Origin of the sequence: Rhodococcus sp. T7 (assembly GCF_009872365.1) — a bacterium.
In the GTDB taxonomy this organism is placed as follows: Bacteria; Actinomycetota; Actinomycetes; order Mycobacteriales; family Mycobacteriaceae; genus Rhodococcus_F.
In genome coordinates, this window is record NZ_WXYH01000165.1 from 44,333 (window position 1) to 69,489 (window position 25,157).

Consider the following 25,157-nt stretch of genomic DNA (forward strand, 5'->3'; position numbering starts at 1 on the left):
GTGTCAATCGATCAAGAGGTCTTCGCGGCCGCTTTCCTCGAGAAGCTGCTTGTAGACGTCGAACAGGCCGCCGGTGAGCGGGAGAAGCTTGAGAGCAACCGAACGCTTGCCGTCGAGTTTGACCTTCCGCTGGGCCATCGCGAGCGTGAAGTTGAGCTTGCCCTGCCAGAACTTGTTGCTGTTGTCCGACGACATCCGCAACTGCACCGTGGACGCCATCCCCTCGGTCGCATCACCCGTGGTGACCTTCTGCCCAGGGAAGTCGATGATCATCACGGCGTCCGGATCCGTCTGGATCAGCTTGATCACCAGACCGGTCCCCGCGGTGGCGTCGATGAAGGTCTTTTCCTTCGTTGCTTTGTCGAAAATTCCACCGATATAGGTGTAGACCTCGTCGGCGTTGGCGAATGTACTCATGTCGACCCTTCGGTTCCGGTGCTGGATGAACCAAGTGTGGCAGCGGTCACTCCGTGTCCACACCCCTCTGAAGAGGGATTTCACCCCCGCGTTGGGGAGATAAGTCGGCGGCGCAGTTCGTGATGCCCGCGCGGGTCCCGAGGATGCCTGTGTGCGCCGGCCACGGGCTCGCGGTCGACGATACGTTCCCGAGATAGGTTATGTCGCAACAGTTTCATGCGGAATTCCGTGAGACCCTCGGCGGCTTCGAACCAGCAGGTCGGGATCGAAGGGTTCGTCGGATCCAGCTCGGCGGTGGCAAGCGGAGGAAGCGCAAGGTTCCGGGCGCTCGTCACCCGCCTCCGGCGTCCACGGGTCGTCGGGTCGGGCGGATGCCGTGCCCGCCTCGCGGAAACGCAGAAGGCCGCGCCGTCATCGGCGCGGCCTTCGTGAGGGAGTTACAAGCACGATTACCGGAGAGGTGTGCGTGCCAGGACTGCCCCTCCCACGGGCGGGTAGACACCTCGGAGCGTTAACCACGGCAGTGACTCATTCACCACGTGGTCCACCACTGCGGGTTCCGACAGCGGGAGAAGGGTGACCCCGTCGACGACACCGACGACGTACAAATCCGCGATCAGGCTGGCGAGTCCGATGGGTGTACCGATGTATTCCAACGACTCGATCGGTCGTGGGCCCGCCAAGGTGCTGTCGAGCGTCAGCAACTCCTTGCGCGCGGACCGGGCCTGCGGGGCGATGAGTACCGCAATGTCGACGAGCACCGCGATATCGTCGGGATGGCCTCCCTTGGCCTGGATCTCCGAACGCAGCGTCGCACGTTCTCGATGGGCTTGGGCCATGTCTGCGGCCTGTATCCGCACGATCGTCGCATGATCGTGCGGGAGACCGCCTTCGTCGTCAGCTCCGCGCAGGTCAACCCAGCGGGACTCCGGACGTCCGGTCCGGGAGTCGGTACTGAGCGCGGGGTGGTGGCCGTAGCCATTGAGTTCCGCGGCAACCCGCAGGGCGGGTCGGGACATTCCGTTCAGGCTTGTCATGGCACATTTTCTCCAGTCGGGGTGGGGAGGCAGTGGCCGTGGCGGTCTACGACCCGAACGGTACGGCGCGGTGGTAGCGGCCCTCGTGATAAAGCAGTGGGGCCGCGTCGGAGGTTCCGTCAGCGTCGTCGATGTGGATTTCCTCGACCGCCCCGATGACCAAGGTGTGGTCCCCGGCCTCGATCAGCTGGTGCACGCCGGTCCGCAACCAGCACCGCGTGCCGCGCAGTAGGGGCTCTCCGGTGGACAATGTCACCCAAGCTGATTCGTCAGCGAACCGCTGCTCCGCACTCGCGGAGAAGCGTTGTGCGAGTGGGAGTTGGTGATCTCCGACCAGGTGGACGATCAACGATCGCGCGTCGTGCAGGGCACTGATGCTCGACGAGGTGTGTGCGATATTGAAGGACACCAGTGGCGGGTTCAGCGACAGAGACGAGAACGAGGTTGCGGTAAACCCGACCGGTCCGTTCGCGGAGTCGAGGGTGATGATCGTGACGCCGGCGGGATGGCGACGAAGGGCCGTCCGGTAGAGATCGGCATCGATGGTGGTGGACGCTCCCGCCCTTTGGGCGGAGTTGTCGAGGGACTGGGACAACGGATTCTCCATTCAAGCGGGAAGGTTTCTCTGCAGCCGACGGCGATCTTCCTCGGCATTTAGTGAAGCCTGATGTACATGATCTGAGATTGCCGCTGCGTTACCTCCTACGATAGCGCCGAGTTCGAGCGATCTCAAGAAGTAAGTGTACGGCGATTCACTTTTGGGTTACTCTGATCACAGCTTCGATGCTCGCCCTCGTCGGTGAGAGTCCCCAGATCTGAAAGAAAGGCGTACGGATGCCCGTACTCGACTCGGTGATCGACACGTCATCGGATACCTATCAGGAGAACCGCAGAGTTCAGCTCGCCGCGGTCGACGCGCTGAACGAGCAACTCGATCTCGTTATCGCGGGTGGTGGCCAGCGGTACACCCAACGCCACCACGATCGCGGACGTCTACTCGTCCGCGAACGGATCGAGCTCCTCATCGACCGCGATGCTCCGTTCATGGAGTTGTCCCCGTTGGCGGCGTGGGGAACGCAGTTCAACGTCGGGGCCGCCATCGTGACGGGCGTGGGCGTCGTCTCCGGCGTCGAATGCATGATCATCGCCCACGACCCCACGGTGCGGGGCGGAACGATGAATCCCTTCACGTTGAAAAAGAATCTGCGCGCGTTGGAAATCGCACGCGTGAATCGCCTGCCCGTGGTCTACCTGGTGGAGTCGGGCGGCGCGGACCTGCCGACGCAATCAGAACTCTTCGTGTTCGCCGGCAAGATCTTCCACGACCTGAGCGAGCTGTCGGCGATGGGAATTCCGACCATCGCGCTGGTCTTCGGCAACGCCACCGCCGGCGGCGCGTACGTTCCCGGAATGTGCGACTACGCAGTGTTGGTCGACAAACAGGCCAAGGTGTTCCTCGGTGGCCCCCCGCTCGTGAAGATGGCCACTGGAGAGGACGCCAACGACGAGGACCTCGGTGGCGCCGACATGCACTCGCGCGTTTCCGGCGTGGCCGACCAGTTCGCCGTCGACGAGAACGACTGCATCAGAATCGGCCGCGACATCGTCAGCCACCTCAACTGGCGCAAGTTCGGACCCGCCCCGTCCACGGCCGCCGACGACCCGCTGCACGACCCCGAGGAACTCCTCGGTATCGCCTCGGGGGACCCCCGGGTCCCCTTCGATCCTCGCGATGTCATCGCCCGTGTCGCTGACGGCTCGAGGTTCTCCGAGTACAAACCGCGCTACGGGTCCAGTCTGGTGACCGGTTGGGCGTCGATCCACGGATTTCCGGTCGGCATCCTCGCCAATCACCGCGGCGTCCTCTTCAGCGAAGAGGCCAAGAAGGCCACCGAGTTCATTCTGTTGGCGAACCAGACCGACACCCCGTTGATCTTCCTGCACAACACAACCGGCTACATGGTGGGAACCGAGTACGAGCAGGGCGGCATCATCAAGGATGGTTCCAAGATGATCAATGCGGTCACCAACAGCAAGGTCCCGCACATCACGATCAACGTGGGCGGTTCCTTCGGTGCCGGAAACTACGGAATGTCCGGCCGGGCATACGACCCCCGATTCATGTTCACGTGGGCAAATGCCAAGCTCGCGGTGATGGGTGCCCAGCAACTCGCCGGTGTGATGTCGATTGTCGGCAAGTCTGCTGCAGAGTCCGCGGGTCGCGAATTCGACGTGGAGGCGGATGCTGCGCGCACCGCCGCGATCGAACAGCAGATCGAAGCCGAGTCGCATCCCTTCTTCATCTCCGGACGCCTCTACGACGACGGCGTCATCGATCCGCGTGACACCCGTGCGATCCTCGCGATCGCATTGTCCGCCGCCCATTCCAACCACATTGCCGGCCAGCGTGGCTACGGCGTCTTCAGAATGTGAGTACCGCAGTGTCAACGATCACCAAACTGCTGATCGCCAACCGAGGCGAAATCGCGTCGCGCATCATCAGGACGGCGCGCGAAATGGACATCTCGACGGTGGCGCTCTATTCCGACGCCGATCGCCACTCCCCGTACGTGCTCGAGGCCGACGAATCCATCCACCTGCCCGGCACCACCCCCACCGACACCTACCTGCGGGTCGATCTGGTAATCGCGGCCGCGCACCGAACCGGCGCGAACGCCATCCACCCGGGATACGGGTTCCTCTCGGAGAACGAAGATTTCGCACGACGATGCAAAGCCGAGGGGATCATCTTCGTCGGTCCCTCGCCCGAGGCGATCGCCGCGATGGGATCGAAGATCGAGGCCAAACGCATCATGGCGGATGCGGGAGTCCCCGTGCTGCCCGGGATGGTGATCGAGAACGAATCCGACGAAGATCCGGAGCGGCTGCGGTCAGCGGCGGACGACATCGGACTACCGGTCCTGGTCAAGGCCGCGTTCGGTGGTGGCGGCCGCGGGATGCGGATCGTCACCGACCGCGACGAGATCGTCGAGGCGGTCCGCAGCGCCCGCCGTGAGGCACAGTCGGCGTTCGGTAACGGCACCGTCTTCCTGGAGAAGTTCGTCCAGTCGCCGCGGCACATCGAAGTGCAGATTTTTGGTGACAGCTTCGGCAACGTCGTCCATCTGGGTGAACGCGAGTGCTCCATTCAGCGTCGATACCAAAAGATCGTCGAGGAGTCTCCCTCGACGGCCGTCGACCGCGAGTTGCGGGAAGAACTCGGCAGCGCCGCGGTCTCGGCTGGTAAGGCGCTCAACTACGAGGGCGCCGGCACCGTCGAATTCGTCATGGCACCGGACGGCGCCTTCTATTTCCTCGAGGTCAACACGAGGCTTCAGGTCGAACATCCGGTCACCGAACTCGTCACCGGGACAGACCTGGTGCGCGGGCAGCTCCTCGTCGCCGCCGGCCAGAAGCTGCCCCCGGAGATCGAGTCACCGGAGTTCAACGGACACGCGATCGAGGTTCGCCTCTACGCCGAGGACGTACCGGCCGGGTTCGTGCCCGTGTCCGGGAAGTTGACCACCTTTGAGATCGCCGACCTCCCCGGAATCCGCGTCGACGCGGGATTCGCCTCCGGGTCCACGGTCAGTACCTTCTACGATCCGATGCTGGCGAAGGTGATCGGATTCGGTAGTACCCGGGAAGAAGCCTGCGACCGGGTGGCCCGAGCCATGGACGAATCGCTGATCCACGGGGTCACGACCAACCGCGATCTGCTGATCGGCATCCTCCGCGAGCCCGAGTTCCGCAATGGGCAGACCGATACCGGATACCTCGACCGGCACTCGCTGACCGCTCTGACCGCCGGCCGCGTCCAGGGCGAGACCACCGCGGCGACGCACGCGATCGTTGCAGCGCTCGCGGCCCAGGCCGATCGCCGCGCCGCGACTGCGACGTTGCCCGGGCTCCCGTCCGGCTTCCGTACCGTCCGCAGTGCATCCCAATCCGTGGTGTTCGGCCACGGCGATACCGAGATCGAGGTTCGGTACGGGTTCCTCCGCGACCGGATCGACGCCACCGTCGACGGTCGCAGGATCGAGCAGATCGAACTTCTCGACGTCGCGCCCACCCTGGTCGACGCGGTCATCGACGGTGTTCGCCGCCGCTATACGATCGTCCGCGACGGGGCCGCGCATTTCGTCAACAGCGCCCTCGGCGCCACCGAACTGCACGAGGTGGAGCGATTCCCCGACCCGAGCGATGTGCAGGAATCCGGTTCCCTCCTGGCTCCGATGCCCGGCGCCGTGGTGAGGATCGAGGTGTCCGAGGGACAAGGAATCACCGCCGGCGCCGCCGTCGTCGTACTCGAGGCCATGAAGATGGAGCACACGATCAAGGCCCCCATCGACGGAGTGGTGACGAAGATCCCCGTCTCGGTTGGGCAGCAGGTCGACTCCGGCACCGTGCTCGCCGTGGTGCACGACGGGCAGGAGGACGCATAGATGACACCCGACACATCCACCACATCCACCGTGGCGGTCACCTACGAGGTGCGAAATTCCATCGCATGGCTCACGATCAACCGGCCCGATGCCCGTAACAGTCTCAACCGCGCAGTCCGGGACGGCCTGTTCGCCGGAGTGCGGCGCTTCAATGACGACGAATCCGCAAAGGTCCTCGTCCTCACCGGCAGCGGCGACAAGGCGTTCTGCGCCGGTGGCGATCTCAAGGAAATGAGCCAGGAACAACTCACGGTCCCCCCCGTCGACTTCGTCCCCCAGTTCGGACGAAACATCGCAGTCGACAAGCCCACGATCGCCGCCGTCAACGGTGCCGCCTTCGCCGGCGGCTTCCTCCTGGCACAGACCTGCGACCTCTGCATCGCCTCGACTACGGCGACCTTCGCCATCTCCGAGGTGAAGATCGGCCGTGGCTCGCCCTGGGCGGCTCCCCTTCCGCTGATGGTGCCCCAGCGGATTGCGATGGAGATCGTCCTGACCGGTGCTCCTTTGACAGCTCAGCGGGCCTATGAGATTGGATTCGTCAACCGGATCGTCGAACCCGACGAGCTTGTTGAGGCGACACAGAAGTTCGCCGAGTTGATCGCCGCGAATGCCCCACTGTCGGTGGATGCCGGGAAGAAGACAGCCAAGCTGACCGCCGAGTATGCACTGTCGGCGGCGTTCGAGATGGCCGAAGAGATCTGGGAACCGGTCTACCTCAGCGAAGACGCACAAGAGGGAATGCTCGCCTTCAGCGAAAAGCGGCGCCCCCACTGGAAGGGGCGATGATGGCGCTGGACTATGAGGCACTTCTCGACGACCTCGACGTCGAAACCGTACGGCTGATCGTCGTTCTTCGTGGCCTCACACCGGATCAATGGGAGATCGACACTCCCGCAGACGGCTGGGCCGTGCGCGATCAGGTCTCACATCTGGCATTCTTCGACGACGCTGCAAGAACCGCGATGGAGGATCCCGAACGGTTCCGCGAAGAATCCGCCGTCCTGATCGCCGGCGGCATGGACTTTCCGGATCGGATTGCTCGTGATCTGCGGACGATGTCCCATCGGGACCTGATCGAGTGGTTCGTCCACTCTCGAAGCGAGCTGATCAAGACGCTGCGACGGACTGCTCCCAAGGCGCGCATGCCCTGGTACGGCCCCGACATGAGTGTCGCCTCGTCGGCAACCGCACGGCTGATGGAGACGTGGGCACACGGCCGGGATATCTACGATGCGCTCGGCGTACGGCACGCAAGCAGTCCGGGTCTGCGCAGCGTCGCGCACCTGGGGGTGAGTACCTTCGCCTTCGCGCATCAGCTCAACGGGCTGCCCGTGCCCGACCACGCTGTCCGAGTGGCGCTTCAAGCTCCGGACCCCGATGCAAGCGCGTGGACGTGGGGACCCGCTGATGCGGAGAACTCCGTTGTGGGTCCGGCGGAGGACTTCGTCCTCGTCGTCACTCAACGGCGCAATGTGGCCGACACTCGCCTCGTCGTCACCGGTCCCGTCGCCCGCGCCTGGATGGGCATAGCCCAAGCCTTTGCCGGTGCTCCCGGCAGCGGCCGACCCAGTCTCACCGCCCCGTCAATCACTGGAGGAAACCGATGAGAGAGTCTGACGCCCCGCGTCGGCCGATCCGTGTCGGCAACGCATCGGGATTTTACGGCGACCGACTCTCGGCCTTCCGTGACATGGTCGACGGTGGCCCGGTCGATGTGATCACCGGCGACTATCTCGCCGAACTGACCATGCTCATCCTGTGGAAGGCCCGCAAGAAGGATCCCACGACCGGCTACGCGAAAACCTTTCTCACCCAGGCCCGTCAGTCCCTCGCCGACTGCGCCGCCAAGGGAATCAAGATCGTTGTGAATGCGGGTGGCCTCAATCCCGCCGGACTCGCCGACGAGGTTCGCAAGCTCATCGCCGATCAGGGGCTCGACTTGTCCGTCGCGCATCTCGAGGGCGATGACATCCGGCCCCGGCTCGAATCGCTCCAGGCCGAGGGGCACGAGTTCCGGCACCTCGACAAGGGCAGCACGCTGGCGGAGGCCGGGGTGAGTCCGGTGTCGGCGAACGCCTATCTCGGGGGCTGGGGTATCGCCGCAGCCCTGCGCAACGGTGCCGACGTGGTGATCTGTCCACGCGTCACCGACGCCGCACTCGTTGTCGGCACGTGCGCATGGTGGCACGGTTGGGCGCGGACCGACTTCGACGCCCTCGCCGGGGCGGTGGCGGCCGGTCACATCATCGAGTGCGGCCCGCAGGCGACCGGGGGCAACTATTCACAGATCCGGGAAGTGCACGATCGCCGGTACCCGGGCTCCCCGATCGCCGAAGTTGCTCACGACGGGAGCTTTGTCATCACCAAGGACCCCGGAACCGGAGGCCTGGTGTCCGTGGGCACCGTCACCGCCCAGTTGTTGTACGAGATCGACGGCCCGCTCTACCTGAACCCCGACGTCGCCGCACACTTCGAGACGATCGAGATCACCCAAGAAGGGACCGACCGCGTCCGGGTGGCCGGGACCACGGGAAGCCCCCCGCCGCCCGACCTGAAGGTGGCGATGAACTACATCGGCGGCTTCCGCAACACAATGACATTGGTCCTCACCGGACTCGACATCGAAGAAAAGGCCGCTTGGGCGGTCGACGAACTGTTCGAGATCCTCGGCGGGCAAGAAAAGTTCGACGACGTCGACATCCAACTGCTCCGCTACGACATTCCCAACCCGCCCACCGCCGCCCAATCGACCGCGCACCTACGGATAACCGTCAAAGACGCCGATCGCGCCAAGGTCGACCGCGCCTTCTCCAACTCGGTCACCGAGATCGCCGTCGCCGGCTACGCAGGCTTCCACACCACCACCCCGCCGTCTTCGGCATCGGAATTCGGGGTCTACTGGCCCTCGCTCATCCCGGCCAACGAAATCGAACATGTGGTCCTCCACGCCGACGGAACCAAGGAACTCATCGACCACTGCCCGCGGACCCAGACACCGGCACCGACACCGACAACGTCGACCCCACACGACGCGGCCGACCCGGCACCGACCACTCGTCTCCCGCTGGGGTCCGTCGTTGCCGCCCGCTCCGGCGACAAGGGCGGCAAGGCAAATGTCGGTGTGTGGACCGATAGCCCGGAGCGGTGGGACTGGCTGCGCCGGCACCTGACCGTCGAAAAGTTCCTCGACCTGGTCCCCGAGGCAGCATCTCTGCCCGTACACCGCTACGAGCTCCCCAATCTCCGGGCACTGAACTTCGTCATCGTCGGATTCCTGGGCGACGGAGTGGCGTCCTCGACCCGCACGGATGCACAGGCCAAGAGTCTCGGTGAGTACCTGCGTGCCCGGCACACCGACATCCCGACAGCATTGCTCCCCGAGACCAACTGACACCACCGGCGGCGACCGCCGCCCTCACCCGAGGAATCACCATGGAGTTCACCGAATCCGACGAGCACGTCGCGATCCGCGAGGCGGTCGCCGCCATCACCACCAAGTTCGGTCCCGACTATTACACCCGCCACGCATTGGCCCACGAACCGACCACAGAATTATGGAAGGCACTCGGAAGCAGCGGATTCATCGGAATCAACCTCCCCGAAGAGTACGGCGGGGGCGGCGCCGGCATGACGGAGCTGGCACTGGTCTGCGAGGAAACCGCCGCCCACGGCTGTCCGCTCCTGCTCCTACTCGTCTCCAGCGCTATCTCCGGGGAATTGATCGCCAAATACGGCAGCGCCGACCAACGGCAACGATGGCTACCAGGAATGGCCTCGGGAGAGACCAAAGTGGTCTTCGCGATCACCGAGCCCGACGCGGGTTCTAACACGCACCAACTGTCCACGCACGCCGTTCGCGACGGCGGCGACTACGTGCTGAACGGCACGAAGTACTACATCTCAGGTGTCGATGAGGCGGAAGCACTCGTGGTCGTCGCCCGTACCGGGCACGACGAGGCGACCGGCCGGGCACAACTGTCCTTGTTCCTGATCCCCACCGATGCCCCGGGATTGGTCAAACACGCGCTCCCAGTCGGGGTCGCGCTCCCCGAAAAGCAATTCACCCTGCACTTCGACAATGTTCGTGTTCCGGCCGACGCCCTGCTGGGGGTCGAGCACGAGGGTTTCTCCCAGGTCTTCGACGGCCTCAACCCCGAGCGAATCACCGGCGCCGCGATCTGTGTCGGGGTCGGTAGGTTCACCTTGACCCGCGCGGCCGAGTACGCCCGAACACGTACGGTCTGGGGCCAGCCGATCGGCATGCATCAGGGACTGTCCCACCCGCTGGCGAAGGCGCAGATCGAGGTGCAACTGGCGGCCTTGGCCACCGCGAAGGCCGCATGGTTGTACGAGCACGGAAAACCCGCGGCCGAGGCATCGAACGTGGCGAAATACGCAGCCGCCGAGGCCGCTGTCGCGGCGGCAGATGCCGCCATCCAGACCCACGGCGGCAACGGACTGAGCAACGAGTACGGACTTCTCCCGCAGTGGGGACTTGCCCGGCTCCTCCGGATCGCCCCTGTGAGCCGCGAGATGATCCTCAACTACGTAGCCCAACACAGCTTGCAACTTCCCCGGTCCTACTGAAAGCGCCTTCCACGAGCTGAGGAACACGATGTCCACCACCGAAATCGGTTGCAACCTGATCCACCGGATCAACGTCGGTGACAGCCTCACCCGGGCGGCCTGGCGCAGACCCGCGGCACTGGCGCTGGTCGACGGGGACCGTCGATTCACCTACCGCGAGTTCAACAGCTGGGTCAACCGTGTCGCACACGGCCTACACCGCCACGGTCTGCGAGGCGGCGACGCGCTCGCACTCGCGTCCGGCAATTGCGCGGAGTTCCTCGTCACCTACTACGCCTGCGCGAAACTGGGGCTCGTGTGCGTCCCTATCAATCTTGGCTGGGGCACCAGCGAAATCTCCTACGTTCTCCGACATTCCGCGGCCAGAGCGATTGTCGTCGAAAACGAGTTCCTACCGCGAGTCCACGATGCTCTCGCCGATGCAGTCAGCGTCATTGACATCTTTCTCATCGACGGCGACGTCAACGCAGGCGATCCCACCGTAACCGCCTTCGCGGAACTGGCTGGCGGTTCGCCGGATTCCGAACCTGAGCATGTGATCGCCGACCGCGCACCGCTGTCATACCTATACACCAGCGGAACCACCTCATCCCCGAAAGGGGTGGTCGGAAACCACGCCGCCATCTACCTCGAGTCGATGACCATGGCGCTCGAGGCTCAGTTCCGCGAGGACGACCGGTTCGTCGCAATGATGCCGATGTTCCACACCGCGCAACTCAATACCCACTGCACCGCCGCGATCCTCGTCGGAGCCACAGTCTTCATCGAACGCCGCTTCGACGCTCGGCGCCTGTTGGCGCTCATCGAACACGAACGAATCACCCAGATCTTCGCCCTCCCCATGATGTACAGCGAGATGCTCGAGCATTCGGACATCGGTTCCCGCGATCTCTCCTCCCTTCGCCGCGCGCTGTACGCCATGGCGCCCATGCCGCGGCATCTCATCGAACGCTGCATCGAAGTCTTTGCATGCGACTTCTACCTATTGTTCGGCCAGACGGAAATGAGTCCGACGACCACGCTCTTCCGTCCCGAACACCAGTTGACCCACACCGGCGCTGTCGGAACGCCGGTGATCGGGGTGCAAGCGGCGATCATGGCACCGGACGGGGAACTCCTGCCTGCGGGGGACCAGGGGGAGATCGTCTACCGCAGCCCACACACCATGACCGAGTACCTGGACAACCCGGAGGCAACGTCCGAGGCCTTCGCCCACGGGTGGTTCCATTCCGGCGATATCGGACGATTCGATAACGACGGCATCCTCTGGTTCAGCGACCGGTTCAAGGACGTCATCAAGACCGGCGGCGAGAACGTCTCCTCCCTCGAGGTGGAGCGCGCCATCTATCAGGCCGATCCCCACATCGCGGAAGCAGCTGTCATCGGGCTCCCCCATCATCGCTGGAGCGAGGCGATCACCGCGGTCGTGGTGCCGGCATCCGGCGCAACGGTCGATTCCGCGGCGCTGATCGACAAGATCAAGCGATTGATCGATCCGTACAAGACCCCCAAGTCGATCATCGTGGTAGATGCGCTCCCCCGAACCTCGACTGGCAAGATCCAGAAGAACGTGGTTCGGGACAGGTTTGCCGAGCACTATGAAAGAAGGTGATACGACGATGGTGGAGAGTAGTGGGATGATCGACGACAGAGTGGAGCCGGTACGCACGCGGGACCCGGCGCGCCGCTACCGGATCTTGGCCGCCGCGGCCGACCTGGTGGCGCGCAATGGCTTCAATTCCGTGTCGATGGCCGAAATCGGTGCCGCGTCCGGAATCACCGGTTCAGCGATCTACCGGCACTTCGACAGCAAGTCCGCAGTCCTCGTCGAACTCTTCGACAGCGCGATAGACCGCCTGCTCGACGACGCGGAGCGCACCCTCGACAGCGGCATCGGACTCGAGCAGGCACTGCGTGAGCTGGTCGAAGGACAGATCGAATTCGTTGTTGGGAAACGAGAGGTCGCGCAGGTCTACCACAACGAAATCCACAACCTCCCCGAAGACGACCGCCGCCGCCTGCGCCGAAAGCAGCGGCTCTATCTCGAGGAGTGGGTGCACCTGGTCGACGAACTGCGCTCGGACCTTGACGACGGAGAAGCCCGGGCTGTGGTGCACGCCGCGATCGGCGCTATTCAGTCCACCCTGTTCCACAGCGTGGGTCTCCCCATCGATCGCTTACGGCAGATTCTCGCAGATTCGGCGCTGGCAATCCTCGGCGTCGCACCGGCACGGGCCTAGCCACAGGGCACGCGTGTGTGGGCCCGGCATCCGCACACACGATGCGCTGTCGAGGCAGCTCGTCAGGCGCCGCCGGACCGTCTCCCGGTGCGCCATCTCGCCTGGCCCCGGGCCGTGGGGAAGAGATTCGCCGCTCCACCGGCGACGCAGGGAAGACCCTCACCCTTCGCGGCCAGCCAGCTGACCGCGACGAGGCCCACCGAGGTGTCCGTCACGTCAGGAGAAAATATCGCGTGCCCACCGGCTCGAAAGGCCAACTCTTGGTCTCTTCGCTCGGCGGTGCGCAGAATCGGATGGCGATTCTGCGTGTGATCCAGCATCGCGTGGACGTGAATTGCGCTTCCACGCATCGTGACAGCATCGAATGTGTTGAGGTTGACCACCCATTGCGCTGGTCGACGCGCTCGCGGTCGCTACGAAGTTGCGCTGGGTTGGGTGCGCAGTACATCTGACGGTGCATTGAGCGGGTGCCGATCTAGCGGGATTACTAGCATCTGGGACGTACACCACAACGCGGTTGCTGCGAAGGCAACGCTGATGAAACCCGTGCCCCACAGCAACCCAGTAGATGGGTGAGATGAATTTATGGCGATAGTCGTGGGAAATCCTGCCCCAAGGGACTCCGCTCGCGAAGCGATCGTCGGACTGCATATGCCAGAAGCAGCGCCGTCAATGCCCACAGGCCGCATGTGGCAAGAGTGCGCATCGCCAGGTTCAGCGGCGCCTCGTAAGGGGGTGTGGGCATCGGTTTCTCCCAGAATCGGGATGCTATTCACACACCCTCGAGAATCCCGGCCTACGCATCGACATCTGATCGGACGGTCAACGATGCTGCTGGACTCGGTACAGATTCGGACAGGGTTTGCGATGTTCATGGCGGTGGGATGCCAGTCCCCGGTCAGGTGTTCGAACCGAAGCAATCTGGCGTTTGCTCCACAGTTGACCCGCCGACGTGCGTGGCTGCGCCTCCACTACCGAGGCCCCGCCTGTAGCCCCTGCACGATCCCGAGGGATGAATCGTGCAGGGGCAAGATGTCAGGCCGGGTCGATCACGATTGCGAAGGCACGCGCTTCCGGACCGGGTGAGCGGTTCAATGAGATGAACTTCGCCTCGGTGTACTCGTCGAGTGCGTCCGGGCCGCCCTCGCGGCCCAGGCCGCTCTGCTTGAATCCACCGAACGGGTAGGCGGGATGGATGACGTGCCAGTCGTTGATCCACACCATGCCGGCATCGAGTTCGCGGGCGATCTCGATCGCCTGTGCCTCGTCGCCCCATACTCCCGCGGACAGTCCGTAGTCGGTGTCGTTGGCGATCTTGATCGCCTCGTCGACCGAGTCGTAGGTGAGCACGACGAGGACCGGTCCGAACACCTCTTCACGTGCGATCCTGGCGTCGTTGGTCACACCGACGAAGATTGTCGGCTCGATCCAATAGCCCTTGTCGAACCCGGGACCGGTGGGAACGCCGCCGCCGACCACGGCCTTGGCACCCTCGGTTTCCGCGATCGCGAAGTAGTCGAGGATCCGCTGGTGCTGGACCTTGGAGATGATCGGTCCGACTCCGGTTGCGGGGTCGAGTGGATCGCCGACCTTCAGTGTGCGTGCGCGCTCGACCAGTCGTGAGACGATCTCGTCGCGTTTGCTCGAAGGAATCAGCAGTCGGGTACCGGCTTCACAGGCCTGGCCGTTGTTGGCAAGGGCTGCGAACAGCGAACCGTCGATCGCGGTGTCGAGGTCGGCGCTGTCGAGAATGATGTTCGGTCCCTTGCCGCCGAGTTCGAGGGTCACTCGCTTCACCGTGTCGGCCGATTGGCGCAGGATGCTCTTGCCGACCGCGGTGGAACCGGTGAAGGCCACCTTGCGTACGTCGGGGTGTCCGCTGAGGTGCGCGCCGACGGGTTCGCCGTCGCCGGTCACCACATTGAGCACGCCGGGCGGCAACCCGGCCGCCTCGAACTCCTTCGCCAACTCGAGCGCCACCAGGGGTGCATGCTCGTCGGGCTTGAGGACGACCGTGTTGCCCGCTGCGAGGGCAGGCGCGATCTTCCACACGATGACCAGCAGCGGAATGTTCCACGGCACGATTGCCGCCACCACACCCAGCGGCTCGCGCCGGACGATGCCTTCGGCCGGCACCGGACCGATCTCGGGGCCCGCCGTCTCGAATTCGTAGGTGGCGGCCTGGTCGGCCAGGTACTGCATCTGAGCGATCGACAACCCGATATGCAGGGCCCCGGTGATCCGGATGGTGGCGCCGTTCTCACGTGTCTGGAGCGCGGCGAGCTCGTCGATACGGCCGCCGAGCCTGCCTGCGACATCGTTGAGCAGGGCCGCTCGTTGAGCAGGCGGGGTACGCCGCCAAGTGCCCTCTTCGTGCGCCGCCTTGGCCGCGGCGACGGCCTCGTCGACCTGCGCCACGCCACCCTTGGCGACGGTGGCGACGAGCTCTTCGGTTGCAGGGCTGCGAATTTCGTAGTTCTCGCCGGTATCAACCCATTCGCCGTTGATATAGAGCGAGTAGTGCGGGACGCTCATCGGCGTGCTCCTCTTTCTCTGATGTGACTAGCGACAGCAGTGCTGTGTCGAAGGTTTCGATGGTCAGCTGATCTGGCGAGCCCGCCCTTCCCAGAACGGGGCACGGATCGATTTCTTGTCGATCTTTCCGGCCGGATTGACCGGGAGGGTGTCGACGAAGGCCACCGTTTTGGGAGCGTGAACGCTGCCCATCTCCCTTTTGACGTGATCGATCAGTTCCTGCTCGGTTGCCGTGACACCGCTCTTGAGAGCGATGACCGCATGGACCGCTTCGCCCCACTTCTCGTGTGGGACTCCGATCACTGCTACCTGCGCCACTGCGGCATGGCCGGCCAGGGCGTCCTCCACCTGTCGCGGAAACACGTTGAACCCGCCGGACACCACCAGGTCCTTCTTGCGGTCCACGATGTAGAGGAACCCGTCCTCATCGAGACGACCGATATCGCCGGTGTGCACCCAACCGTCACGCAGTGCCTCGGCGTTGCGTGAGACGTCGACGTAACTGAGCATCTGCCCCAGCTGCCGGGACACGATTTCCCCGGGTTCGCCCAGCGGCAACACCTGGTCCGCTTCGTCCTGGATTGTCACATCGACGTGGAACAGGGGCCGACCGGCCGAGGCGAGTCGCTTGATCCACACCTCGCTGTCCACACGGTGCTCGTTCTTGCGCAGGCAGGATACATACCCCGGTTCGGTCCCGGCGTAGGCCTGGATGAAGATCGGGCCGAACACGTCCAGCGCCTGACGCAGCCGGTCGGGTGCGATGGGAGATCCCGCATAGACCATCGTCCGCAGCGAAGACAGGTCGTGCGCTGCGCGGCGCGGATGGTCGAGCAACAGGTAAATGATGGTGGGAACGACCGCGGTGGCGGTCACCTTCTCCTGCTCGATGGTGCTCAGCAGTTTGTCCACGTCCAACCCGGGCAGCATCACGTTGGTGCCGCCTCGCAGGAACGTCGGCATGACGAAGATCTGCGTATAGTGCGTCAGGGGCGCACCGTGCGCGAAGACCTCACCCCACGCGATGTCGCCGATCTCGAGGCCCGCGGTGATGCTGTAGTGGCCCCACGTGAAGTGTGAGTTGACGACACCCTTCGGGTCTCCGGTGCTCCCGGAGGTGAACAGGACGTACGCCTCGTCGTGGACGTCGATCTCTACCTCGGGACGAACCGTCGGCTGCGATCGGAAGAGTCCGTCGTAGCCGAACACTTCGCCGATCTCAGGGGGCGCCGAAGCCGGACTGCTCCCGATCCGGATCACGGTCTGCAGCTTCGGCAGGTCACCTCTGATCTCGGCGACGACTGCGTCGAACTGGGCGTGATAGATCAGCGTGGTGGCATCGGTCTGCGTGAGGCTCGACCGGAATGCGTTGGCAGCATTACGAGTAGGCATCTGCACCAACACCCCGCCGGCAGCCCAGATTCCGTGCTGCGTGGGAATGAATTCCAAGCAGTTCGGCATCAGCAGGCCGACGCGCTCGCCTTTCTGCAGCCCCAGAGAGACGAGTCCGTTCGCTACCTGGTTACGCCAGTCGAGCAGCTCACGGTAGGTCACCCGCCGATCACCATCGACGATCGCGACGTTGTCCTTGTAGTAGGTACATGCCCGATCGAGTACGTCCGGCAACGGCCCCCACATGGTCAGGATCCAACGAGAACGGACGGGTCGAATCCCTCGACCCAGTACTCCGGCGTCACGATCGGGATTCCGAGTTCCTGCAGGACCGGGGTATCGTTCCAGTACGTCGTTTCGCGGACGATCTGTCCGGCGCTGTCGAGCTGGTGCCAGGTGATGCCGCGGGTGGACAGCGTCTTGCCCTGGGTCGGAACTCCTTTGTAGGTCTCGAGACCCGTGCCCGTCCAGTTCCACAGGATCACCACGGCCGGGTTTCCGGCCACGCCCGCCACCGGGAACGAGTCGGTGATCTCGAAGGAGTGCAGGCCGACACCGTTGGCCGTGTCGGTGTTCGCGTACGGGGCGAGCTTCGGCGCCAGCTCATCCTTGGTGATGGCGGTGTCGGTGACGTGGTCGGAATCGGCGTGGTCGTCGTAGACCAGGTCGTCGGCGTACAGGGCGACCGTCGCCGCTGTGTCGGAGGTCAACGCGGTGATCCAGCGCCGGGCGTGCTCTTCGTGCTTACTCATGGTGTTGGTAGTTCCTTTCGCGCAGGGTCGGTGTCAGACGAGAACAGCGGACTTGGTCACGCTGGCCGGGTCGATGGGCTGTCCCAGGTCCGCCGCTGCCGTCGCGATGTCCCACAGGCTCGCTTCCCGGGTGATGAGGCCGGCTTCGTTATAGATGTGGAATGTGATTCCCCGCGCTCCGGGCACCTTCCCGTTGGCGGGAACACCGACGAACGCGGTCGCCGTGGGCGCCTTCCAGGTCCACCGGTAGATCGCCGACTTCTCGTCGCCGACGACCTCGTCGATCCGAAAGTTGTTGATGCCGATGCCATTTTCGGTGTCCTTGTTGGCATACGGCGCGAAGACACGGAGGAGCTCGTCCCTGTCGGTGATCTTCTGGCCGAGGATGGGATCCTCGAAGAGGAAGCCGTCGGCGTACAACGCAACGACCGCTTCGGGGCTCTCACGGAAGGCCTTCAGCCACTTGACAGCAAAGGAATGACTCATGAATATCGCTCTCCTCGGTGGTTGTCGTAGTTCCCGCGGATACTCGAATATCGGTATGCTCCGCTCACTTCAGGAACACCTTCAAGGTATTGCGTAGGTCACACCGGCGGCGACTTACTTGGGGAGGAAACCCACCCCTCAACAGGGGGATACTCGGAGGGCGCCAGATGCGGTTGGGCGTCGATACCGGGCCGGCCGGTCCGGTCCGGAATGCCGACGCGGTTGCGTGCGGTCGTCAGTTCCGAAACGGGCGTCCCCGCCAGCATGGTTCGGCATCGGAAATACGACCGCCGCCCGGCAGAGGGCCGGGCGGCGGGGCGTTGACGAGGTGATGTCGAATCGAATTACTCGATGCGGTTGCCGATCGACCAGGCAATGGCCTGTGAACGGTTGGTCGCACCGAGCTTCCGCAGGATGTGCTTGACATGCGATTTCACCGTCCCCTCGGTGATGACGAGGGACTCGGCGATGTCGTTGTTGGTCGCCCCCGCCGCCATCAATGTGAATACCTCTTGTTCGCGGGAGGTGAATTCGGCGAGAGGCACCAAGCTGGGGCGCGAGGCGAATTCCGCCGACGGGTCGGCTCCCGCAGGATCGAAGTCGGTCCGTCCGGCCGAGGCCATCCCCGATTCGCACAGCTCGTCCATCGTCGCCACCGTCGACGAGAGGATCTCCCTGATCTGGTCACGTTGGCTCCGCAACCGCTCCATCAGCGACGTCCGTTCGTAGATGTATCCGACACCTTCGGTGAAGGCCCACAGGACGTCGCGGTCGATCTCGTCGATCCGGCTCGGAACCGGGGAATGGTCGGCATGAAGTAGGCCGACAACGTTGGTGTCGAGGACCAGGGCCGACACCACGTACGAACGTGAGCGACCCGACTCGACGATGATCGGCCGGTATACAGGCGTGTTCTCCGTGTCGTAGACGATCGCGGGCCGATGATCGGTCAGTAACCGCGCCTCGGGAGCCCGGTCATCGAACGGTATCCCGCGATCGATCCAGTCGGTGAACCATGAGTCAGATTCATCGCTCTCGCCCAGGTATGCCTTCCACGGTTTCCACGTGCCCGCCTCGACTCGCGACAACACCACCCGCCGGAATCCGCAACGAACGGCCACGTCCTCACAGAGGCGGTCGAGGAGGTCGGAGGTGCTCGGGACGGTCCGCAACCGATGGAGCCCTGCCGAACACTCGGCCAGACGCTCGGTCCTGCGGCCCATTTCATTGAGGTACAAATCCATCGCCAACTGCTGCAGGTCGAGCACCGTCTTGGTGAGTCGCTCGACCTTCGCCGTGTCGGCTCCCGCCGCCTGTCGCAGTTCGTCGATGCAGTGATGTGTCAGGACTGAAATCGCCTCTGCGGAATGCGCGGGGCGCTCGTGCCGGATCGTCGGAAGAGTGGTCGAACCGACGTCAGCGAAGATCTCGTCCCGGATGGTCTCCAGTCGGGTGATCAGCTCGATGTCTTTGCGGCGCCACCCCTGCAAGGATCCCCGTGCCGTCTGGGGCTGCGTCGTTCCGAGCAATGCCTGTGTCATAGCGTCCGTCCCATCGAGCGTTTCATCTTCCCGTATCGCGCGATGGCGCTGGCCCTGTTGGTGGCACCCAACTTGCGGAAGATGTGTTTCACGTGCGATTTCACCGTGCTCTCGGAGACGGTGAGCTGGGCGGCGATTTCCGCGTTGGACGCGCCTTTCGACAACAGTTCCACCACATCGACCTCCCGTGGGGTCAATTGCCGTTCGGGTCGCCCCGCGACCGGCACCTCCGACGATCCGCCCGTCGACCCGCGCTCCCGAGAAGGATCGACAGCCACCGGAGGCAGCATCCCTATAGGGGCGTCGAGGGTCAGCGGGCCACCGTGAACGTCGTCGATCATTGCTTCCGTGGCGCTGAAGACCATACCGAGCCGATCACGCTGCTCACGCAGTCGCTCGGTGAGCACCATCCGTTCGTAGACCGGTCCCAGCCCGTCGGCGAAGAGCCGAACGATGTCACGGTCCGCGGGCGTCAGCACCCGCCCCGAGATATTCGTGTCGGCATGAAGCAGGGCGACGACTGTTCCGTCGACCACCACTGGCGCAACGACATAGCTGGTGGTCCTCGACAACCTGATGAGCGGACGATACGTCCGCGTTTCTGTACCGGCATCGCTGACCAGCATCGGGATCCGGCGCCGTACAACATCGGCCTCGAGCGGCGACGCACTCAAGGGGATCTCGAGATCGCTCAGATAGTTGCGCAGCGCAGCGGAGATGGCCTCGGAGACCAGGTGCAGGGTATGGGGAATCCACATCGAACCCTGGATGCGAGAGACCAGAACCCGATCGAATTTTCCTGCGGTACCCAGTTCTTCGGCAGAGCTGCTGAAGAACTGGCCGGGCCGGGCTGCCGCCGAGCGCAGGCGGGCCAGCGAACCGAGCACTCGTTCCAGGCCGTGTTGGGGAGTCAGGCAGGCCTGCTCGTAGAGGATGTCCTGGGCTTGGTGTATCTCCCCGAGAATGGAGGACAAAGCACCGGCCTCATCGATCGTGTCACCCACGTTTCGGGTCTCGGTGGACTCCACCCCCGCCATCTCTCGCATCGCGGCCGCCATCTCGCTCAGCTGGTGGACGACGGACGGCTGGGCGGCGGGAGTATTCACTGTTCCTCCATATCGAGGTGCGGGGCATCCATGGCCGCCATGTCGGCGACTTCCATCCTCGGGATGCTGCGGCACTGCACCTACCTTCAATCCACCATCTCGTGGCTGACGATTTACTTATGTCTGCCATTGTGGTGATCCGGATCACTGTTGTCAACGAAGCTGCAGGGAATACCACCTAGTCAGGGGGTATGCACGGAAATCGTGGCCTACGTGGACGCGGGCCCGTAGTGAATTGCCCTTAACTATGGGGGGTGGGGTCTCGGCCATACAATGCGCGGTGAGCGGCCAGGCGCACACGTTCTTGCACGTTGGGCATGCAGCGCAATCGCATCGTCCTGGATACGTCGTTGACGATTGTCAGAGCAGCGTGAACGCGGAATCGCACCTGGGTGTCGCCGATATCCGGCCGGGTTTCTTTCAGCAGTTGGAACCACTGCCCGACGTAGTCGTGCTGTGCGCTGCGCACCGCGTGTCGTCGGGCGGGAGGGAGGCTGAGCACCTCGCAGGTCAGCACTGTCAGCAGGTCGTGATGGATCATCGCGAAAGTAGTGTACGCATCGACCGCGGCGTCCAGAGCCTGCCTCGCGGGGTGTGTCCGCGGAGAACAGTGCCTGCGACAGCCCCAACTGCAGTGGTTCGGCACCCCGGTCGACCACGGCGGCCAGGAGATCGGCCTTCGTATCGAAGAGTCGGTAGACGCCGGCGCTGTGGACCTGCACGGCGACGGCGACCTCGTCCATTCGCGACTGCTTGACATCCCTTCGGGCGGCAATAAGTACTCGCGGGCGCGGAGCGCACCTGATAAGGAATGACGATCAAGACGATTGCATCTTGGTATTGGATTATTATCAGTCACGTTGGCAGTGTACTTGTCGTACCTCTGATTCCGCGCCCGGCAGGAGACGAAACATGCCTTGGATAGAACTCGCAGGCAACGACATTCACTACACCGACACAGGAACAGGTGATCCCGTCGTCCTCGTGCACGGCCACGGATCGGCTGCCGCGTGCTGGGAACCGATCATCGCGGCATTGGCCCCACGTTTCCGGGTGCTGGCGTACGACAGCTACGACCACGGTTACTCTGCCAACTCTCGACGCGAGGGTCCGATGGCCGACCGGGCCACCGAACTCGAAGAGTTCATCGGAAAACTCGGCCTCGCGCGTCCGGTGGTGTTCGGTCAGTCGATGGGCGGAATGACAACTCTGCGGTGGGCCTTGCGCCACCCCGCGGAGGCTCGGGCGCTCGTCGTCTGCGGCATGGGGTGGCCATTGCTCCCGATGGACGACAAGATCGCCAGCGCGCTGGACGACGAGGAACGAATCTGGCTGGGCGTGGGTGAGTCGTTCACGCCGGACTGGATCGAGGCAAACCCGGTTGAGCACGCCCGCTACATCCGCGTCCGCTCGACCGCGGCAGCTATCGAGGCCGCACGCCATCGACGCCCGATGACGAGCTCGCAGGACGAATTCCTGAGCGAGGACCCGGCCGCCGCCGATCGGACAGCCGCGGGGCTGAAGGCGATCAGCAGCCCGCTGCTGCTGTTCGCCGGCTCCAAGGAAGCACCGTTCATCATGCACGGCGTGGAAAACACCCATTCTCTGGTCCCGAACAGCACCCTCGTCATCGCCGACGGTGCTGCTCACAACGCGTACTACCAGGAACGGGAACTGCTACTCGCCTCCTTCGAGAACCTTCTGGCCACCAACCTGACGACGGCGTAGCAGTTCAGTCACCACGGTCTCGGTTCGCATCACTGCAACAGTGCGGACCGAGACCTCACCAATTCGAGCACATTCCGCGACGCAGGCGTCTCGGCACCCTTCCGCCAGACAACGCTGATATCGGTGGGACGACTCTCGTCGATGGGAATGTGCGACGTCGAAGCCGGAGTCGTGGTGCGAGCCGGGTGAATACCGAACCCGACGCCGATCTCGGCCACGATGAAGGTGAGAATGGTGAGCGCGTCCTTGACTTCGATGATTCGCCGGGGACGAAACCCCGCCACATCGCACAGCTCCTCGACCATCTGCCGCACCGTCCGGCCGGGCGCGGGACGCATCAGAACGAACGTCTCCTCGCGTAGCCGGTCCATCGAGATGGTGGACTCCTTCGCCAGAGGATGGCCGGCGTGGAGCAATACACCGAGGCGAACCGAGGCGACGACCTGCCGGGCCAGGCGCGTCCCGGATACCGGGCCACCGAGAACAGCGAGGTCCAGGGCGCCTTCCTCCACGAGCCCCAGCAACTCGGCATTCGGTCGCGATGCGTCGATTTCGAGTTCCAAATGCGGGTATTCATCGTTGACTGCACGGACCAGGTCGACGAAGTGGTCATGTGCGAAGCCCGCGTTGTAGCCGAGTCGCAGTCGGCCGTACTCACCGGTGCCGGCATTGCGCGCCTGCTGGGCAGCATTGTCTATCGACCACAGTGCTTGGCGGCACGGCTGGAGATAGGCTTCTCCCGCGTCGGTGAGCCGGACGGATCGCTTGTCTCGATCGAACAGCCGTGCTCCGAGGAACTTCTCCAGGTTCTGGATCTGCTGGCTCACGGCCGGTTGGGCGATATTCAGTCGCCGCGCCGCGCGCCCGAAGTGGAGTTCCTCTGCGACCGCCACAAAGGCGTACATCCAGTTGATTTGCACGCCACTCCCCCGGCCGTGATAAGCGATCTTGATCACGACAATCTTACACTGATATTGGACGCATATTTATGTCGCATGTCACTGTTCTGGTGTAGGACGTCACAGCTCGACCATTTGGACCGGTGGGACGCCGACCGTCCCCCTTGTCACGCCGTTCAGGAGGCACCATGACCAAACAGGACACGAACGATGAGCAAGACGTAGTCGAGACGTCCGGCGCACGATCACGCGACATGGGCCGCAAGGCCGCCGCGAGTGCGTTCCTCGGGAGCATGGTCGAGTACTACGACTTTTTCCTTTTCGGCACCGCTGCAGCGTTGGTGTTCGGACCGCAGTTCTTCGGACCGCTGGGAACGACAGGCGGGTTGCTCGCATCGTTCGCGACTTTCGGTGTCGCATATGTCGCCCGGCCGCTCGGCGCGATCGTATTCGGAACGCTCGGTGACCGGCTGGGCCGGAAGAAGGCCCTGACTCTGGCACTGAACATGATGGGGCTGAGCACATTTCTCATCGGGTTTCTGCCCACGTACAGCGCGATGGGTATGCTCGCGCCCGCCCTTCTCGTCATCATGAGACTGTTCCAGGGACTCTCTGCAGGCGGCGAGCAGGCCGGTTCCAACGCGCTTGCACTCGAACATGCGCCGACTGGCAAACGCGGCGTCTACACCAGTTGGTCCATGCAGGGCACCGTCTTCGGCAGCCTGCTGGCCAGCCTCGTCTTCGTCGCCGCGACGAGCTTGCCCGACGACCTCTTCATGAGTTGGGGCTGGCGACTGCCATTCTTTCTGGCGGGCCCACTCATGCTGATCGCGCTCTACGTCCGCTCGCAGGTGGCCGAGACCGAGAGCTTCGTACACGTCTCGTCGGCGAACGACACGTCCACACTTCCGCTGGTGGCGGTATTCCGTGACTACTGGAAAGCCCTACTCCGTGTGATCGTCTGCAACTTCCTCTCGGTCGTCAGCACGACCCTCGGCGTCTACGCATTGAGCTTCGCCACCGGAACTGCAGGCGTGGGCGCCAATCAGTTCTTGCTGGCCGGAATGGGTGGGAGCATCGTCTGCCTGATCGCACAACCACTGTGGGCCAGGCTCTCCGACCGGGTGGGACGCCGGCCGATCATGTCCGGATCCCTTCTCCTCGTGGCGGCGCTGTGGTTCCCCTATTTCGGCGCGATCGCCTCGGGCAACGTTCTGCTGATCGCGGGTTGCGTGGCCGTGTTGATGCTCGCCTTCTCGGGCGCGAACAGTGTGCAGGCGTCGTTCTATGCTGAGCAGTTTCCGGCGAAGGTGCGCTACACCGGCATGGCCATCGGGATGCAGTTGGGCATTCTCCTCGGCGGCTTCACCCCCGCGATACAGGCCGCCCTCGCCGGCGAAGGCACAGGCGGATGGGTCGGTCCGGCCGCGTTCGCTGCCGTGATGTGCCTGGTCGCAGCGGCCGGCGCCTGGTCCGCACGGGAGACCGCGAACGCGTCACTCGACGACCTCGACACAACTTACGAGCCGGACGCGACATCATCGAGCAAGGTCCTTGCCCAAACGGATTCGTCGGCGACAGGTTGAGCGCCTGCCGTCGGAGCGCCGATTCCTCAGGCGCCGCCCATACGTGACGTTGCAGGATCAGGCGTTCGGTGGGCTTCGCCCCCGTGAGTACTTGTTAACCACGGGGGCTGTTGCGGAATTGAGTGACGAGGGTGTGGCTGTGTTCGGCGCGTTCGGTGGGTCAGCAGAAAGTGCGGCCCGCCCCGGCTGCCGGTCAGGTGGTGGCCGGGAGGACGCTCGCGGCGGCCAGGATCTGGGCCCTGCGGTTCCGGGGGCGTGGAGTGCTCGTGAGCCGAGCTCGCCTCGGGCGCGCTAGCTTGTCGATGCTCCCCCGCCCCCTTCGACGCACACGATGTATCTTGAGATTTACTTACCGGGGTTGTAGCTTGATTTTCAACCTAGCATGCACCGTCGCCATTTCTCG

General features: G+C 63.9%; 21 protein-coding genes. 10 read left to right on the forward strand and 11 right to left on the reverse strand.

Annotation, left to right across the window (positions count from 1 at the left end; translation table 11 throughout):
* Positions 1–3: 3 nt before the first annotated feature.
* From MLGJGCBP_RS17575 to MLGJGCBP_RS17585, 3 genes are all read right to left on the reverse strand, one after another.
* Positions 4–417, reverse strand: a complete 414-nt coding sequence (locus MLGJGCBP_RS17575) for an SCP2 sterol-binding domain-containing protein (RefSeq protein WP_160097243.1) — start codon at positions 415–417, stop codon at positions 4–6.
* 449 nt (positions 418–866) lie between these two features.
* Complete coding sequence (locus MLGJGCBP_RS17580) at positions 867–1,454, reverse strand: hypothetical protein (protein WP_160097245.1); 588 nt, start codon at positions 1,452–1,454, stop codon at positions 867–869.
* Between the two features lie 46 nt (positions 1,455–1,500).
* Positions 1,501–2,061 (reverse strand): flavin reductase family protein, encoded by a 561-nt coding sequence (locus MLGJGCBP_RS17585; RefSeq protein WP_160097247.1) that lies wholly within the window; start codon positions 2,059–2,061, stop codon positions 1,501–1,503.
* Positions 2,062–2,288: 227 nt separating this feature from the next.
* Here MLGJGCBP_RS17585 and MLGJGCBP_RS17590 point away from each other — a divergent pair, with 227 nt between their 5' ends.
* Genes MLGJGCBP_RS17590 through MLGJGCBP_RS17625 form a run of 8 tightly spaced genes read left to right on the forward strand, consistent with a single transcriptional unit; the run spans position 2,289 to position 12,729 of the window.
* Complete coding sequence (locus tag MLGJGCBP_RS17590) at positions 2,289–3,887, forward strand: acyl-CoA carboxylase subunit beta (RefSeq protein WP_160097249.1); 1,599 nt, start codon at positions 2,289–2,291, stop codon at positions 3,885–3,887.
* An 8-nt stretch (positions 3,888–3,895) separates the two neighbouring features.
* Positions 3,896–5,899 carry an acetyl/propionyl/methylcrotonyl-CoA carboxylase subunit alpha gene (locus tag MLGJGCBP_RS17595; protein ID WP_160097251.1) on the forward strand — a complete coding sequence of 668 codons (2,004 nt, stop codon included), beginning with the start codon at positions 3,896–3,898 and terminating at the stop codon, positions 5,897–5,899.
* Positions 5,900–6,688: an enoyl-CoA hydratase/isomerase family protein gene (locus tag MLGJGCBP_RS17600; RefSeq protein WP_201453099.1), complete on the forward strand. Its 789-nt coding sequence runs from the start codon at positions 5,900–5,902 to the stop codon at positions 6,686–6,688.
* Positions 6,688–7,509 carry a TIGR03084 family metal-binding protein gene (locus MLGJGCBP_RS17605; protein WP_160097253.1) on the forward strand — a complete coding sequence of 274 codons (822 nt, stop codon included), beginning with the start codon at positions 6,688–6,690 and terminating at the stop codon, positions 7,507–7,509. Before MLGJGCBP_RS17600 ends, MLGJGCBP_RS17605 begins: the two co-directional genes overlap by 1 nt.
* The gene (locus tag MLGJGCBP_RS17610; protein ID WP_160097255.1) at positions 7,506–9,293 is read left to right on the forward strand and encodes an acyclic terpene utilization AtuA family protein; all 1,788 of its coding nucleotides are present in this window, start codon (positions 7,506–7,508) and stop codon (positions 9,291–9,293) included. The genes MLGJGCBP_RS17605 and MLGJGCBP_RS17610 overlap by 4 nt, the downstream gene beginning before the upstream one ends.
* Positions 9,294–9,334: 41 nt before the next feature.
* Entirely contained in the window at positions 9,335–10,489 is a 1,155-nt protein-coding gene (locus MLGJGCBP_RS17615; RefSeq protein WP_160097256.1) for an acyl-CoA dehydrogenase family protein, read from the forward strand.
* A gap of 28 nt (positions 10,490–10,517) precedes the next feature.
* Complete coding sequence (locus tag MLGJGCBP_RS17620) at positions 10,518–12,101, forward strand: long-chain-fatty-acid--CoA ligase (RefSeq protein ID WP_160097258.1); 1,584 nt, start codon at positions 10,518–10,520, stop codon at positions 12,099–12,101.
* Positions 12,102–12,126: 25 nt separating this feature from the next.
* On the forward strand, positions 12,127–12,729 hold the full coding sequence (locus MLGJGCBP_RS17625) for a TetR/AcrR family transcriptional regulator (RefSeq protein ID WP_160097308.1): 603 nt from the start codon (positions 12,127–12,129) through the stop codon (positions 12,727–12,729).
* Positions 12,730–13,764: 1,035 nt separating this feature from the next.
* Here MLGJGCBP_RS17625 and MLGJGCBP_RS17630 read toward each other — a convergent pair.
* The 7 genes from MLGJGCBP_RS17630 to MLGJGCBP_RS53760 form a co-directional block, all read right to left on the reverse strand.
* A complete protein-coding gene (locus MLGJGCBP_RS17630; RefSeq protein WP_160097260.1) occupies positions 13,765–15,264 on the reverse strand; it encodes an aldehyde dehydrogenase family protein in 1,500 nt (499 codons plus the stop codon).
* Positions 15,265–15,327: 63 nt separating this feature from the next.
* Positions 15,328–16,902, reverse strand: a complete 1,575-nt coding sequence (locus MLGJGCBP_RS17635; protein WP_160097262.1) for an AMP-binding protein — start codon at positions 16,900–16,902, stop codon at positions 15,328–15,330.
* Between the two features lie 2 nt (positions 16,903–16,904).
* Entirely contained in the window at positions 16,905–17,408 is a 504-nt protein-coding gene (locus MLGJGCBP_RS17640; protein ID WP_160097265.1) for a ketosteroid isomerase-related protein, read from the reverse strand.
* Between the two features lie 33 nt (positions 17,409–17,441).
* Positions 17,442–17,894 (reverse strand): ketosteroid isomerase-related protein, encoded by a 453-nt coding sequence (locus MLGJGCBP_RS17645; protein ID WP_160097267.1) that lies wholly within the window; start codon positions 17,892–17,894, stop codon positions 17,442–17,444.
* A gap of 344 nt (positions 17,895–18,238) precedes the next feature.
* Positions 18,239–19,435: a helix-turn-helix transcriptional regulator gene (locus MLGJGCBP_RS17650; protein ID WP_160097269.1), complete on the reverse strand. Its 1,197-nt coding sequence runs from the start codon at positions 19,433–19,435 to the stop codon at positions 18,239–18,241.
* On the reverse strand, positions 19,432–20,541 hold the full coding sequence (locus MLGJGCBP_RS17655) for a LuxR C-terminal-related transcriptional regulator (protein ID WP_160097271.1): 1,110 nt from the start codon (positions 20,539–20,541) through the stop codon (positions 19,432–19,434). The genes MLGJGCBP_RS17650 and MLGJGCBP_RS17655 overlap by 4 nt, the downstream gene beginning before the upstream one ends.
* A gap of 241 nt (positions 20,542–20,782) precedes the next feature.
* Entirely contained in the window at positions 20,783–21,301 is a 519-nt protein-coding gene (locus MLGJGCBP_RS53760; RefSeq protein ID WP_328799547.1) for a hypothetical protein, read from the reverse strand.
* 152 nt (positions 21,302–21,453) lie between these two features.
* On the opposite strand from MLGJGCBP_RS53760, the gene MLGJGCBP_RS17665 reads away from it, so the two are divergent.
* Positions 21,454–22,269, forward strand: coding sequence for an alpha/beta fold hydrolase (locus MLGJGCBP_RS17665; RefSeq protein WP_160097273.1), 816 nt, complete (start codon positions 21,454–21,456; stop codon positions 22,267–22,269).
* 29 nt (positions 22,270–22,298) lie between these two features.
* Here the strand turns inward: MLGJGCBP_RS17665 and MLGJGCBP_RS17670 are convergent, their stop codons facing one another.
* Positions 22,299–23,189, reverse strand: a complete 891-nt coding sequence (locus tag MLGJGCBP_RS17670; RefSeq protein WP_160097275.1) for a LysR family transcriptional regulator — start codon at positions 23,187–23,189, stop codon at positions 22,299–22,301.
* Between the two features lie 167 nt (positions 23,190–23,356).
* On the opposite strand from MLGJGCBP_RS17670, the gene MLGJGCBP_RS17675 reads away from it, so the two are divergent.
* The gene (locus tag MLGJGCBP_RS17675) at positions 23,357–24,754 is read left to right on the forward strand and encodes an MFS transporter (protein WP_160097278.1); all 1,398 of its coding nucleotides are present in this window, start codon (positions 23,357–23,359) and stop codon (positions 24,752–24,754) included.
* The last annotated feature ends 403 nt before the right edge of the window (positions 24,755–25,157 follow it).

What these genes read in the sequence shown, in the direction of transcription:
- MLGJGCBP_RS17640 (WP_160097265.1), bottom strand. Translation starts at nt 17,408, where the DNA reads ATGAGTAAGCACGAAGAGCACGCCCGGCGCTGGATCACCGCGTTGACC.
- MLGJGCBP_RS17675 (WP_160097278.1), top strand. Translation starts at nt 23,357, where the DNA reads ATGACCAAACAGGACACGAACGATGAGCAAGACGTAGTCGAGACGTCC.
- MLGJGCBP_RS17645 (WP_160097267.1), bottom strand. Translation starts at nt 17,894, where the DNA reads ATGAGTCATTCCTTTGCTGTCAAGTGGCTGAAGGCCTTCCGTGAGAGC.
- MLGJGCBP_RS17635 (WP_160097262.1), bottom strand. Translation starts at nt 16,902, where the DNA reads ATGTGGGGGCCGTTGCCGGACGTACTCGATCGGGCATGTACCTACTAC.
- MLGJGCBP_RS53760 (WP_328799547.1), bottom strand. Translation starts at nt 21,301, where the DNA reads ATGTCAAGCAGTCGCGAATGGACGAGGTCGCCGTCGCCGTGCAGGTCC.
- MLGJGCBP_RS17575 (WP_160097243.1), bottom strand. Translation starts at nt 417, where the DNA reads ATGAGTACATTCGCCAACGCCGACGAGGTCTACACCTATATCGGTGGA.
- MLGJGCBP_RS17600 (WP_201453099.1), top strand. Translation starts at nt 5,900, where the DNA reads ATGACACCCGACACATCCACCACATCCACCGTGGCGGTCACCTACGAG.
- MLGJGCBP_RS17590 (WP_160097249.1), top strand. Translation starts at nt 2,289, where the DNA reads ATGCCCGTACTCGACTCGGTGATCGACACGTCATCGGATACCTATCAG.
- MLGJGCBP_RS17625 (WP_160097308.1), top strand. Translation starts at nt 12,127, where the DNA reads ATGATCGACGACAGAGTGGAGCCGGTACGCACGCGGGACCCGGCGCGC.
- MLGJGCBP_RS17665 (WP_160097273.1), top strand. Translation starts at nt 21,454, where the DNA reads ATGCCTTGGATAGAACTCGCAGGCAACGACATTCACTACACCGACACA.
- MLGJGCBP_RS17580 (WP_160097245.1), bottom strand. Translation starts at nt 1,454, where the DNA reads ATGACAAGCCTGAACGGAATGTCCCGACCCGCCCTGCGGGTTGCCGCG.
- MLGJGCBP_RS17620 (WP_160097258.1), top strand. Translation starts at nt 10,518, where the DNA reads ATGTCCACCACCGAAATCGGTTGCAACCTGATCCACCGGATCAACGTC.
- MLGJGCBP_RS17610 (WP_160097255.1), top strand. Translation starts at nt 7,506, where the DNA reads ATGAGAGAGTCTGACGCCCCGCGTCGGCCGATCCGTGTCGGCAACGCA.
- MLGJGCBP_RS17605 (WP_160097253.1), top strand. Translation starts at nt 6,688, where the DNA reads ATGGCGCTGGACTATGAGGCACTTCTCGACGACCTCGACGTCGAAACC.
- MLGJGCBP_RS17615 (WP_160097256.1), top strand. Translation starts at nt 9,335, where the DNA reads ATGGAGTTCACCGAATCCGACGAGCACGTCGCGATCCGCGAGGCGGTC.
- MLGJGCBP_RS17630 (WP_160097260.1), bottom strand. Translation starts at nt 15,264, where the DNA reads ATGAGCGTCCCGCACTACTCGCTCTATATCAACGGCGAATGGGTTGAT.
- MLGJGCBP_RS17585 (WP_160097247.1), bottom strand. Translation starts at nt 2,061, where the DNA reads ATGGAGAATCCGTTGTCCCAGTCCCTCGACAACTCCGCCCAAAGGGCG.
- MLGJGCBP_RS17650 (WP_160097269.1), bottom strand. Translation starts at nt 19,435, where the DNA reads ATGACACAGGCATTGCTCGGAACGACGCAGCCCCAGACGGCACGGGGA.